Origin of the sequence: Bradyrhizobium sp. KB893862 SZCCT0404, assembly GCF_018130885.1 — a bacterium.
GTDB classification, from domain to species: Bacteria; Pseudomonadota; Alphaproteobacteria; order Rhizobiales; family Xanthobacteraceae; genus Bradyrhizobium; species Bradyrhizobium stylosanthis.
Genome location: NZ_JAFCLT010000007.1, coordinates 87,321 through 99,530 on the forward strand (window position 1 = coordinate 87,321; position 12,210 = coordinate 99,530).

At 66.2% G+C, this 12,210-nt stretch carries 11 protein-coding genes; 10 read left to right on the forward strand and 1 reads right to left on the reverse strand.

The window, feature by feature from the left end; all coding sequences use genetic code 11:
- Window positions 1-59: 59 nt before the first annotated feature.
- From JQ617_RS25975 to JQ617_RS25985, 3 genes are read left to right on the forward strand one after another with little or no spacing between them, the layout of a single operon-like run.
- Window positions 60-1,103, forward strand: a complete 1,044-nt coding sequence (locus tag JQ617_RS25975) for an ABC transporter substrate-binding protein (protein ID WP_212028804.1) — start codon at window positions 60-62, stop codon at window positions 1,101-1,103.
- Window positions 1,100-3,793: a hybrid sensor histidine kinase/response regulator gene (locus tag JQ617_RS25980; RefSeq protein WP_212028805.1), complete on the forward strand. Its 2,694-nt coding sequence runs from the start codon at window positions 1,100-1,102 to the stop codon at window positions 3,791-3,793. The genes JQ617_RS25975 and JQ617_RS25980 overlap by 4 nt, the downstream gene beginning before the upstream one ends.
- Window positions 3,794-3,847: 54 nt before the next feature.
- The gene (locus JQ617_RS25985) at window positions 3,848-4,726 is read left to right on the forward strand and encodes an alpha/beta fold hydrolase (RefSeq protein ID WP_212029058.1); all 879 of its coding nucleotides are present in this window, start codon (window positions 3,848-3,850) and stop codon (window positions 4,724-4,726) included.
- 18 nt (window positions 4,727-4,744) lie between these two features.
- On the opposite strand, the gene JQ617_RS25990 is transcribed toward JQ617_RS25985, so the two are convergent.
- Window positions 4,745-5,656 (reverse strand): LysR family transcriptional regulator, encoded by a 912-nt coding sequence (locus JQ617_RS25990; protein WP_212028806.1) that lies wholly within the window; start codon window positions 5,654-5,656, stop codon window positions 4,745-4,747.
- Window positions 5,657-5,787: 131 nt separating this feature from the next.
- Between JQ617_RS25990 and JQ617_RS25995 the strand changes: the two genes are divergently transcribed.
- From JQ617_RS25995 to JQ617_RS26025, 7 genes are all read left to right on the forward strand, one after another.
- Entirely contained in the window at window positions 5,788-6,726 is a 939-nt protein-coding gene (locus JQ617_RS25995) for a ring-cleaving dioxygenase (protein WP_212028807.1), read from the forward strand.
- Window positions 6,723-7,349, forward strand: coding sequence for an alpha/beta hydrolase (locus JQ617_RS26000; RefSeq protein WP_212028808.1), 627 nt, complete (start codon window positions 6,723-6,725; stop codon window positions 7,347-7,349). The genes JQ617_RS25995 and JQ617_RS26000 overlap by 4 nt, the downstream gene beginning before the upstream one ends.
- A 181-nt stretch (window positions 7,350-7,530) precedes the next feature.
- Entirely contained in the window at window positions 7,531-8,313 is a 783-nt protein-coding gene (locus tag JQ617_RS26005; protein ID WP_212028809.1) for an IclR family transcriptional regulator, read from the forward strand.
- Entirely contained in the window at window positions 8,310-9,185 is an 876-nt protein-coding gene (locus JQ617_RS26010) for an ABC transporter permease (protein ID WP_212028810.1), read from the forward strand. The genes JQ617_RS26005 and JQ617_RS26010 overlap by 4 nt, the downstream gene beginning before the upstream one ends.
- 8 nt (window positions 9,186-9,193) lie before the next feature.
- Window positions 9,194-10,054, forward strand: a complete 861-nt coding sequence (locus JQ617_RS26015) for an ABC transporter permease (RefSeq protein WP_249157565.1) — start codon at window positions 9,194-9,196, stop codon at window positions 10,052-10,054.
- A gap of 30 nt (window positions 10,055-10,084) precedes the next feature.
- Window positions 10,085-11,143: an ABC transporter substrate-binding protein gene (locus tag JQ617_RS26020; RefSeq protein WP_212028812.1), complete on the forward strand. Its 1,059-nt coding sequence runs from the start codon at window positions 10,085-10,087 to the stop codon at window positions 11,141-11,143.
- Window positions 11,140-12,210, forward strand: a complete 1,071-nt coding sequence (locus JQ617_RS26025; RefSeq protein ID WP_212028813.1) for an ABC transporter ATP-binding protein — start codon at window positions 11,140-11,142, stop codon at window positions 12,208-12,210. The genes JQ617_RS26020 and JQ617_RS26025 overlap by 4 nt, the downstream gene beginning before the upstream one ends.

The following is a 12,210-nucleotide window of genomic DNA, read 5'->3' on the forward strand; positions in this document are numbered from 1 at the left end:
GTGATTGCTAGCCTTTCAGGATATGCACAGCGGCAGGGACAACTTTTGCGAAACATTTCATGATTGAGCGGCCCGCTTCTGCCCGCGCTGTGCCGGCGGTCGCCCGCCGCGATTTCCTTCGCCTTGCAGGGGCGACTGCCGCGGGCTTCCTTGCGCTCGGCGCAACGGGCGATCGCATCCGGATCGTCGGCTCGCTGACGGCATTGTCGCTCGACGACGAACTGACCAAACGAAGCATGACCGAAGCCGCGACCACGCGGCTTGGCGGTCTCGTCGCGGGACTGAGGCAGCGCGGCTGGGTCGAAGGGGTCAATTTCCGCTTAGAGCTCCGCTCGAGCTTCGGCGGGCCCGACAAGCTGAAGAGCGCCGTGCAGGAGCTCGTCGATCTCAAGCCGGACGTCATCCTGACCGGCTCGACCGGCGAAACCGCGGCCGTGCTCGCGGCCACCAAGACGATCCCGATCGTCTTCGCGACCGCCAACGATCCCGTCGGCAACGGCTTCGTCGCGAGCCTCGCGCATCCCGGCGGCAACGTCACGGGCTTCACCAGCAGCACCCCCGAGATGGGCGGCAAATGGCTTCAGCTCATCAAGGAGACCGTGCCTGACATCCGGCGCGTCGGCGTGCTGTTCAATCCGGCGACGACACCTCGCGCCGGGCGCTACTATCTCGACTCGCTCGAGCAGGAGGCCGCTTCATCCGGCGTGGAAGTGGTCCTCACGCCCGTCGGCAAGGCGGCGGAGGTCGACGAGGCGATCGGCCGTTTTGCCGAGCCGCCCAAGGCGGCTATGATCTCGCTCGTCGACAGCTTCCTGGTGGTGAACCGCCAGGCCATCATCGCGGCCACGGCGAAATATCGCGTCCCCATGATCTATCCGTTTCACTATTTCATGGATGCGGGCGGACTGATGAGCTACGGGCCGACGCTCGAGGTGCGCTCGGCGGATTATGTCGATCTGATCCTGCGCGGCACCAAGGCCGGTGATCTGCCGGTGCAATCGCCGCGCAAATACGAGCTTCTGATCAACCGCACGGTCGCACGATCGCTCGGACTGACGATTCCGTTCACGCTGCTCGCGCGCGCCGACGAGATCCGCGAGTGAACGAGCCGGCCGACCAGGGACAATTGCGGACGCCCCCCGGCCGGCTATTCCGGAAATATCTCTACTCGATCGTCGCGCTCGCCTTTGCCGCCCTCGCCATCAACACCGGCTTCGACGTCTGGTTCTCCTATCGCGAGCAGAAGCAACTGCTCGCGGCCACCCAGCGCGAGCAGGCCGCAAGCGCGGCGATCCAGATCGGCCAGTTCGTCGGCCAGATCGAGAGCCAGATCAGATGGCTCTCGCGCCTGCCTCCGGAGCTCTCGACCAACGAAGACGATCGCCTGAACGCCATCCGCCTGCTGCGGCTCTCGCCCGCGATCGCCGAGATCACCGAGCTCGACGCGCAGGGCCGCGAGCAGGTGCGGGTGTCGCGCCGCGTCGCGGACAGGGTCGGCAGCAAGACCGACCATTCCGCCTCGTCCGCCTTCCGCGGCGCCAATGAACGCCGCGCCTATTACGGGCCGGTCTACTTCTTCGGCGACACCGAGCCGTTCATGACGATCGCCACGCGCGGCACCGGCCGCGAGCCGAATGTCGTCGTCGCCGAAGTCAATCTGCGCTTCATCTGGGACCTCGTCGCCGGGATCAGGGTCGGCAACACCGGCAAGGCCTATGTGGTCGACCGCATGGGAGTCCTGATCGCGCATCCGGATCTGTGGCCGGCGCTGCAACGAAGCGATCTCTCGGGGCATGCGGACGTGCGCGCCGCGCTCGACGGCGTGGGCCCGCCGTCGGGCGGCCTCGTCAAGGAGGACCTGTCGGGTCAGCGCGTGCTCTCGACCTATGCGACGGTGCCCTCGCTCGGCTGGCTGGTGTTCGTCGAGCTTCCGCTTACAGAAGCCTATGCGCCGATCTATGCATCGATCGGACGTTCCACGTTTCTCCTGGTCGTGCTCCTGGCCGGTGCGGTGCTGGTTTCCCTCTTCCTCAGCCGGCGCATGACCGTGCCGATCCAGATGCTGACGCAGGGGGCAAAGCGCATCGGCAGCGGCGATCTCGGTCAGCGGCTCGCGATCAAGACCGGCGACGAGCTCGAGGCACTCGGCGACCAGTTCAACCTGATGGCCGCGCACTTGCGCGACTCCTACGCGACGCTCGAGCGCAAGGTCACCGAACGGACCTCGGAGCTGGAGAAGGCGCGCGATCAGGCCCTCGCCGAGCACGATGCCGCCGAGCGCGCCCGCAGCATTGCCGTGCAGGCCAACGAAACCAAGTCGCGCTTTCTCGCGGTCGTCAGCCACGAATTGCGCACGCCGCTGAACGGCGTCATGGGCGTGCTGCAACTGCTCGACGACGGCAGCCTCAGCGAGCCCCAGCGCCGCCACCTCGCGACTGCGGCGGCATCGGGCGAAACGCTGATCGCACTGGTCGATGCGATCCTGGAATATGCGCGCCTCGAGGCCAGCACCGAGGCGCTGGAAACGCGCGACTTCCGCCTCGACCAGCTGATCGAGACCGCCGCCGACCTGATGCGTCCGCAGGCCTTCGGCAAGGGCCTCTCCTTCGACCTCGCCTGCGATGCCACGGTCAGCGCGTCGGTGCACGGCGATCCCGTCAGGCTCAACCGCATCCTGCTCAATTTGATCGGCAATGCCATCAAGTTCACCCCGCGCGGCGGGATCGGCCTGAACGCGATGGCCGAGCCGCATGACGATCACGTTCTCCTGCGCATCACGGTCCGCGATACCGGCATCGGCATCGCACCCGACATGCATGAACGCATCTTCGAAGATTTCGTGCAGGCCGACGACAGCATCGCGCGGCGATTCGGCGGCACCGGCCTCGGCCTTGCGATCGCGCGCCGCCTCACGCGTCTGATGCGCGGCGAGCTGACGGTAGAAAGCACGCCGGGCCATGGCAGCACCTTCACGCTCGAAGTGCCGCTCGGCCGCGCCGCGAGCGGTATCGCACAAGGCGCGCTGCCGCCGCCGTCGCGGCAGCTTCGCGTGCTGCTGGTCGACGACGATCCCGTCAATCGCGAGGTCGGCGAAGCCATTCTGAACCGGCTCGGCCATCGCCCCACCCTCGCCGGCAACGGCGCCTCCGCCGTTGCGCTTGCCCGCGATCAGGCCTTCGATGTCATCCTGATGGACCTTCACATGCCCGACATGGACGGCGTCGAAGCGGCCTCGCGGATCGGCAAGCTCGATCTGCCGAAGAAGCCGCGCATCATCGCCGTGACCGCCGACGTTTCCAGCCGCGCCCGTGAGCGGCTCACCGGCGCGGGCATCGCCAAGGTCGTCAGCAAGCCGATCCTGATCAATGCGCTGCGCGAAGCGCTCGAGGACACAAAGGACGAGCCGGCCGCCGCCCAGCTCGCCACAGGCGCGCTGATCGACCGGCATTTCCTCGACGACCAGAAGGAACTGCTCGGCCCCACGCAAATCTCCAAGCTCCACGATCTGCTGCAGGAGACCAGCGACAGGCTGATCGAGGACATCGCCAAGGCCGCAGCGGTCGGCGATCACAAGCAGTTCGCGCGCCTGACACATCAGCTCGGCAGTGCCGCCGGCGCGCTGGGCCTCGTGCGCCTGTTCGAGCGCTGCCGCGAGGTCGAGCTGGCCGCGCCATCGATGTCCCCGCCCGAGCACCAGAGCGCCGCACGCGAGCTCGCCGCGCTTCAGAAGGCCTCGATGAGCGCGCTGTATGAGTTGCTCCGGCCGGCGGAGCAGGGTACGGACACTCACTGACGTTCAGGACGATAGGGGGTGCCCTTGCGCGCAAGATGTCTCGCCATTCTGCTCATGCTGCTCGCGCCTGCCGCGGCGGCCGAGGAAGCGTTCCCCTCCGCCTTCAAGACCAAAATGATCCCTGCCAACGGCGCGCAGATCCATGTCCGTGTCGGCGGCAAAGGGCCGGCCGTCATCCTGATCCACGGTTTCGGCGACACCGGCGACATGTGGGCCAGGCTCGGCGCGGACCTTGCGCGCGATCACACCGTCGTTGTGCCTGATCTGCGCGGCATGGGCCTCTCGGACAAGCCCGACAAGGGCTACGACAAATGGGGCCAGGCCGCGGACATGCGCGCCGTCCTCCAGTCGCTCGGTATCGAGAAAGCCGTCGTCATCGGACACGACATCGGCACCATGGTGGCCTATGCCTATGCGGCCCGGTATCGCGACATGACCGAGAAGCTGGTCGTCATGGATGCCCCGGTGCCCGGCGTGCCGCCGTGGGACGAGGTCGTTCGCAGCCCGCTGCTGTGGCATTTCGATCTCGGAGGCCCCGACATGGAGCGGCTGGTCAAGGGCCGCGAGCGCATCTATCTCGACCGCTTCTGGAATGATTTCGCCGGTACGCCCTCGAAGATCACGGAGGCGACTCGCCGGCATTACGCTGAGATCTATGCTCGCCCCGGCGCCATGCGCGCTGCATTTGCCCAGTTCAGGGCGATCCGCACTGACGCGGACGACAACAAGAAAGCGATCGCGACCAAGCTGACCATTCCCGTGCTGGCCGTCGGCGGCGAGAAGTCGTTCGGCAAGATGGAAGCCGTCGTGATGCGCAACGCTGCGACTGACGTTACCGAGGTCGTCATTCCGGACGCCGGACACTGGTTGATGGAGGAGCAACCAGAGGCAACCGTGAAGGCAGTGCGCCAGTTTCTCGACGGCAAGAAATAGGACGACGAACCGGACGGATCACGTCCTCTGGCTTGATGCCTCCTCCTCCCGCCCGAACCGCTCCACCAGAAAATCAATAAACAGCCGCACCTTCACCGACAGATGCCGCGTCGGCGGATACACCGCGTAGAGCGCCAGCGGCGGCGCGGAGTAGTCATTCAGCACCGTCCGCAGCTCGCCTCTCCGTAGCGCGTCAGTCGCGATGAACTCCGGCAGCAGCGCGAGCCCCCTGCCCTTGATCGCGACGTCGCGCAGCACCTCGGCATTGTTGACGCAGAGCGACCAGGCCGGCTGGATCCAGTGATCGCCGTCCGCGCCGGTGAGCTTCCATTGGTTGCCGGTGAGCAGGAAGCCGTAGGTCAGCGATGCATGCTCGCGCAGATCCTGCGGATGCCTGGGCGTGCCGTGCCGCGCGAGATAATCCGGAGAGGCGCAGATCATGCGCGCCACCGGCATGATTTTTCGTGCGATCAGGCTCGAGGACTCCAGTTCCGCGATCCGCAAGGTCACGTCAAAGCCGTCCTGAACGGGATCGAGCAGATCGTCGCTGAGCACGATCTGGAGCTGAAGCTCGCCATAGCGCGCCATGAAATCCGCGAGCACCGGCCCCAGCCGCATCGTGCCGAACGACATCGGCGCGTTGACGCGCAGCAGTCCCCGCGGCGCCGACTGGGCCTGCGTCACCGCCTGGTCCGCCGCCTCGATCTCCGAGAGGATCACGAGCGCGCGTTCGAAATAGCGCTGGCCGTTCTCGGTCGGGCTGGCGTGCCGCGTGGTCCGGTTCAATAGCTGGACGCCGAGGCTCTCTTCGAGGTCGGCGATGTACTTGCTGATCGCCGAGCGCGACAGCCGCAACTGGCGGCCCGCCTCGGCAAAGCTGCCGCTTTCGACCACCTTCACGAAGGCCCGGAGGCTCGCGACCTTATCCAAGGCCCGGCCCGCCCGATTGTTTCCAAATCGTAGACATAGCCGTCATATTTGCATGGATTGTCTCCAATCCAAAGCGGAACGATATTTCCGGGCAGAGAGCAAGACCGCTCCCCGATTTCTGGAGGACGACAATGTCTGGACTGCACCATGTCACCGCGATCGCCGGCGACCCCATCCGCAACTTCGGCTTTTACACCCGGGATCTCGGCCTGCGCTTCGTCAAGAAGACGGTCAATTTCGACGATCCCGGCACCTATCACTTCTATTATGGCGACGAGACCGGCCGCCCCGGTACCATCCTGACCTTCTTTCCCTGGGCAGGTGTCGGTCCCGGCCGCCGTGGCGTCGGCGAAACCCACCAGACCGCCTTCCGTGTGCCGCAGCGTTCGCTCGGCTACTGGACCCAGCGCTTCACCGAGAAGGGCATCGCCTATGAGGCGCTTGAGAAGCGCTTTGGCGAATCCGTGCTGCCGTTCACCGATCCCGATGGCATGGCGCTCGCGCTCGTCGGCGTCCCCGGCGCCGAGAACGAGCCCGGCTGGAGCAATGGCGACGTGCCGGCCGAGCATGCGATCCGCGGCTTCCATGGCGTGACCCTGCTGCTCGACAGCGCCGCGAAGACCGCCGCCGTGCTCACCGACGTGTTCGGCTTCAAGGAGACCGGCCGCGAAGGTTCGGTGATCCGCTTCAAGGCGTCGGGCGATGCCGAAGGCAGCGTCGTCGACATCTACGAAGCCAAGGGATTCTTGCGCGGGCACCAGGGTGGCGGCTCCGTCCATCACATCGCCTTCCGCGCGGCGGATGACGCCGAACAGGGCACGATGGCTCAGAAGCTCGTCGCCAATCACGGCCTGCACCCGACCGAGCAGAGGGATCGCAACTACTTCCGCTCGATCTACTTCCGCGAGCCCGGCGGCGTGCTGTTCGAGATCGCAACCGACATCCCCGGCTTCGCCGTCGATGAACCCGTCGCGACGCTGGGACGTGACCTGAAGCTGCCCGTCTTCCTCGAGCAGCATCGCAAGCAGATCGAGGACGTTCTGCCGAGCCTCGAAGAAAGCGTGTCATGACCGAAAATAGCTTCATCCATCGCTTCGAGCCCGCGACCAGAGCGGGCTCCGCTCCGCTCCTGCTGCTCCACGGCACCGGCGGCGACGAGAACGACCTGCTCGGGCTCGGCAAGATGATCTCGCCCGGCTCCGCCCTGCTCTCGCCGCGCGGCCGAGTGCTCGAACACGGCATGCCGCGCTTCTTCCGCCGTCTCGCCGAAGGCGTGTTCGACGAGGACGACGTGCGCCGCCGGGCGCTTGAGCTTGGGGACTTCGTCTCCGATGCGCGCAAGCAATACGGCATCGCGGCGCCGGTTGCGGTCGGCTTCTCCAACGGCGCCAACATCGCGGCGGCGTTGCTGCTGCTGCGGCCGGATGTGCTCGCAGGTGCGGTGCTGCTGCGCGCCATGGTGCCGCTGTCGGATCCGCCCAAGGCGGAGCTAGGCGGCAAGCCGGTGCTGCTGCTGTCCGGGCAGGCTGATCCGATCGTGCCGGCGAGCAATTCGGCGCGACTCGCGACGCTGCTGTCGCAAGCCGCCGCCAGCGTGACGCACAAGGTCCTGCCAGTCGGCCATCAACTGTCGCAGGCCGACGTGACGCTCGCCCACGGCTGGATCGGCAACGTCGCCGCCGAAGCGGCCTGATCCCCAACAGGCGGCGCACCGTCTTAGCCGGTGCGCCGCCTCCCACGCCAACACGCGACCTTCCGCCACAGCTGCGCAATCGGGCGCCAGCCTGCGCGAAATTTCCGCTTGCCCGTTTCCGCGCCAGGCTTAGAATTTGGGACAAGGTTCCGAAATATGGAACTACCTTGGACCCGCATTCATGAGCGCTCTCACCAACGCGATCGAGATCCTCCGCTGCTTCTCCAGCGCGCGACCGGACCTGTCGTTCGCGGATGTGATGGCGCTGACCGGCAAGCCGAAGAGCTCGACCTCGCGGCTCTTACGCTCGTTGCGCGACTGCGGCCTGCTCGAGCAGGATCCGCACACGCGCCGCTACCGGCCGGGGCTGCTTACGTTCGAGCTCGGCCGGCTGCACCGCGCCCATGACGATCTCATCAGCATGGCCGAGCGCGAATTGCGCGAGGTCTGCGCGCGCACCGGGCACACCGGCTACATCGCCGTGCTCGACGGGTACGAGCAGGTGGTGCTGAGAATCGTGCCGGGCTCCAATCCCCTGCGCGTCGTCAATCCGCCGGGCCAGCGCACACCAGCGCTTGCGACCTCGAACGGCCGCGCCATGCTGGCGCGTCTCTCCGACGAGGACATCCGCGCACGCGTCCCCGCGGCCTACCCCAAGCTGCCGCGCAACTCGCCGCAGAGCTTCAAGCAGCTGATGACGCGGCTCGACGAGATCCGCCGCACCGGCGTATCCGAGGCGGCCGACGAATCGATCGAGGGCGTCGGCTCGCAAGGCTTTGCGCTGAAGAGCGGCGAGACCGGCGAGATGATCGGGATCGCGGTGTCCTATTCCGTGCAGGCCACCACCGCCGCCGAGCGCGCCAATGTCCGGCGCGAGCTTGCGGCGATGGCCGCCAAGCTCCGCCGGATGACCGGCGATCCGTCCGACCAGGACGCCGCGCGCATCCAGACGGGGACACGATGAACAGCACTGCCGCCACACGCCCCAACGGTCTTGCGCTCTTCATCCTTCCGAGCGCCTTGCTGTTTGCGCTGTTCTTCTTTCTGCCGATCGGGCTGATGGCGGTGATGAGCGTGCTCACCGGCAACCCGGTGGTGATGCCGAAGGTCGCCTTCACCACGCGTCATTACGTCCGCATGATCGGCGATCCCTTTTATCTCGAGGTGATCTGGACCACGATCCGGATCGGGCTCGTGACCACGCTGGTCGCGCTCGCGATCGGTTATCCGCTGGCGCACTGGATGGCGCGGATCAAGAGCCGCACCGGTCACGCATTGCTGCTGATGGCCGTTCTCGCACCGATGCTGACCGGCATCGTGGTGCGCACCTTCGCCTGGATGACACTGCTGTCCGACAAGGGCGTGGTCAACGAGACCCTGATGTCGCTCGGCCTCATCTCCCAGCCGCTCAAGCTGATGTACACCGAGACCGGCATCGTGGTCGGGCTCGTCCATATCTACGTCCCCTTCATGGTGCTGACGCTCACCGGCGTGATCGGCCGCATCGACGAGCGGCTGGAGCAGGCCGCGGAAAATCTCGGCGCCAGCCCCTTGCGCGCCTTCCTCGAAGTGACGCTGCCGCTCAGCCTGCCCGGCATCCTCGCCGGCTCGCTTCTCGTGTTCGCGCTGGCGATCAGCGCCTATGTCACGCCGATCCTGCTCGGCGGCTTCCAGATCATGACGCTGCCGATCCTGATCTACCAGCAGATCTCCGCGAACTTCAACGTCGGCTTCGCCGCAGCGCTCGGCATCGTGCTGCTCGTGATCTCGCTGCTGCTCGTCGTCGCCTATAACCGCGCACTCGGCCTCGTCTCCGGCCAGCGCGAATTGCAGTGAGGCCAGCGATGCAAACCACAGCCTCACCCTCGCTCCCCGCGGCACGGCAGACGGCGTCCGTGCGCGCGCCCGGACCCGCGCGGCCTTACGGCCGCTACCTCTACCTCGCGATCAACATCGCCATCCTGGTCTTCCTGCTGGCGCCGATCGCGATCGTGGTCGTGTTCGCGCTGAACCCGACGCCGTTCATCCAGTTTCCGCCGGTCGGCGTGTCCTTGCGCTGGTTCGAGAAGTTCTTCGCCTCGCGCGACTTCATGCACGCGCTCGGCTTCAGCCTCGAAGTCGCCGTGCTCACCACGCTGTCGGCAACCGCGCTGGGCGCCTCCGCGGCACTGGCGCTCGCGCGCGGCAATCTGCCCGGCGCGCGGCTGATCGTGGCGACCATGCTCTCGCCCCTGATGCTGCCGGCGATCCTCACGGGACTTGCGCTGTTCCAGACCTATGTGCTGCTCGACGTGGGCCGGCCGACCTGGGGTCTCGTTGCCGGCCACACGCTGGTGACGCTGCCTTACGTCGTGCGCACCACCCTCGCGGTGCTTCACAACTTCGACCTGCGCCTCGAGGAAGCCGCACAAAATCTCGGCGCGAGCCCCGTGCGCACCTTCTTCGAGGTCACGCTGCCGCTGATCAAGCCGGGCGTGCTCGCAGGTGCGATCTTCGCCTTCATCGTCTCGTTCGACCAGTTCCCGGTGTCGCTGTTCCTGGTTTCGCCCGGCAACGAGACGCTGCCGGTCACGCTGTTCAACTATCTCAAGTTCGATCTGGACGGCGCCATCGGCGCCGCCTCGGTGGTCTCGATCGTGCTCGCCTTCGTCGTCGTCATCGGGCTCGACCGCACCGTCGGCCTGCGCTCCTACGTCAAATTGTAACCGCTCATTGTAACCTCAGGGATTCGAGACATGATGAAAGCTTTGGGACCGCTCAGCCGCCGCCGCTTTCTGACCGCGAGCGCCTCGCTCGGCATCGGCACGATCGCCGCGCCTTACGTCGCGCGCGCCGACGATCCGACGCTGCGCATCACCGGCTGGGGCGGCAAGTGGGGCGACATCATGAAGGCCGAGATCGGCCCTGCCTTCGAGAGCGAGTTCAAGTGCAAGCTCCAGACCGATTCCGCCTTCCCCTATCTTCCCAAGCTCCAGGCGAGCTCGCGCTCGGCGCCGATCTACGACGTGCTGCACACCAATTCCAACGAGCAATGGGCCGCGGCCGAAATGGGCCTGATCGAGCCGAAGATCGATCCCAAGCTCGTGCCGAACCTCGCCGACGTCTATCCCTACGCCATCAGCGACAAGATCGTCGGCGTCTCGATCTTCACCAGCGCCATTGGCCTCGGCATGCGCACCGACAAGGGCTATAGCGGCGTCACCTCGTGGAAGGATCTGTGGGACGCCAAGTACAACGGCGTGCGCGGCGGCTATGTCATTCCCGTCAACAGCCTCGGCCAGGCCTTCCTGATGATGTGCGGCACGCTGTTCGGCAAGGGCCAGACCGATCTCGATGCGGCCTATGCCGCGCTGGAGAAGCTGAAGCCGATCAAGATCGTCGATTTCACCGGCGCGATGGAGAAGATGCTGCTGTCGGGCGAAGTCGGCATGTGCGTCATCCACGATTCCGGCATCTATCGCTACGACGGCCAGAACCAGCCGACCGACTTCGTTTCGCCGAGCGAAGGCGTGCTGTCGCTGGAGCAGGTCCTCACCATCACGCCCGGCAGCAAGATGAAGGAGCTGGCCAACGCCTACGTCAACTTCATGCTCCGGCCCGAGGTGCAGAAGCGCCTCGCCGAGACCGTGTGGTATTCGCCGGCCAACAAGAAGGTGAAGCTCGACGCCAAGTACGACGCCAAGCTGCTCACCACGCCCGAGAAGGTCTCGAAGCTGATCCAGGTCGACTGGAAGTGGTACAACGAGCGCAAGGACGAGATCGACCAGCGCGTCAACCGGATCTTCCGCGCATGAGCGCGTCGATCGAGATCGCCGGCGTCAGCAAGGTCTATGACGGCGGCGTGCGCGCTGTGGACGCGGTCGCGATGGACATCCGGCAGGGAGAGTTCTTCTCCCTGCTCGGCCCGTCCGGCTGCGGCAAGACCACGACGCTGCGCATGATCGCCGGCTTCGAGACGCCGAGCTCGGGCGCGATCCGCGTCGACGGCGCCGACATCACCCATGTGCCCGCACACAGGCGCGACATGGGCATGGTGTTCCAGAACTACGCGCTGTTCCCGCATCGGACCGTCGCCGAGAACGTCGCCTTCGGCCTGCGCATGCGCGGGCTCAACAAGGCGACCATTGCGGCCAAGGTGAAGGCGGCGCTCGCCATGGTCGAGCTGTCCGGGCTGGAAGACCGCCGCCCGGCGCAGCTCTCCGGCGGCCAGCAGCAGCGCGTCGCGCTTGCGCGGGCCATCGTCATCGCGCCGCGCGTCCTGCTCTGCGACGAGCCGCTCGGAGCGCTCGACAAGAAGCTGCGCCAGCAGATGCAGTTCGAGCTCAAGCAGCTGCAGAAGAAGCTCGGCCTCACCCTGGTCTTCGTGACCCACGACCAGGAAGAGGCGCTCGCGATGTCCGATCGCATCGCCGTTATGAACGGCGGCCGCGTCGAGCAGGTCGGCACGCCGACCGAGATCTACAACCAGCCCACGACCCGCTTCGTCGCCGACTTCATCGGCGACACCAACATCTTCCGCGGCGAGCGCAACGGCACGAACCTCGATGTCGGCAAGGGCGTGATCCTCGCCCTGCCGCCCTCGGAGATGCAAGGCACCGGCGTGCTCTCCGTCGCACTTCGCCCCGAGAAGATCAGACTGTCGCCGCACGGTGACACGCCTGCCGCAGCCGGCAGCTCCGCCCAGGGCATCGTCGAGAACACCAACTTCCTCGGCGGTGCCGTGCTCTACCGCATCGAACTCGCGGGCGGCCATCGCGTCCTCGTGCAGCAGCCCAATGCAGGCACGAGCTGCCTGTTCGTTCCCGGCAACGGCGTCACACTCGAATGGACGCCGGCCGATCTCGTCGTCTTGAAGGACTAG

Bases quoted from the DNA above. Each gene is read 5' to 3' on its own strand.
- JQ617_RS25975 (WP_212028804.1), top strand. From the start codon at position 60: ATGATTGAGCGGCCCGCTTCTGCCCGCGCTGTGCCGGCGGTCGCCCGC.
- JQ617_RS25985 (WP_212029058.1), top strand. From the start codon at position 3,848: ATGCTGCTCGCGCCTGCCGCGGCGGCCGAGGAAGCGTTCCCCTCCGCC.
- JQ617_RS25995 (WP_212028807.1), top strand. From the start codon at position 5,788: ATGTCTGGACTGCACCATGTCACCGCGATCGCCGGCGACCCCATCCGC.
- JQ617_RS26000 (WP_212028808.1), top strand. From the start codon at position 6,723: ATGACCGAAAATAGCTTCATCCATCGCTTCGAGCCCGCGACCAGAGCG.
- JQ617_RS26005 (WP_212028809.1), top strand. From the start codon at position 7,531: ATGAGCGCTCTCACCAACGCGATCGAGATCCTCCGCTGCTTCTCCAGC.
- JQ617_RS26010 (WP_212028810.1), top strand. From the start codon at position 8,310: ATGAACAGCACTGCCGCCACACGCCCCAACGGTCTTGCGCTCTTCATC.
- JQ617_RS26015 (WP_249157565.1), top strand. From the start codon at position 9,194: ATGCAAACCACAGCCTCACCCTCGCTCCCCGCGGCACGGCAGACGGCG.
- JQ617_RS26020 (WP_212028812.1), top strand. From the start codon at position 10,085: ATGATGAAAGCTTTGGGACCGCTCAGCCGCCGCCGCTTTCTGACCGCG.
- JQ617_RS26025 (WP_212028813.1), top strand. From the start codon at position 11,140: ATGAGCGCGTCGATCGAGATCGCCGGCGTCAGCAAGGTCTATGACGGC.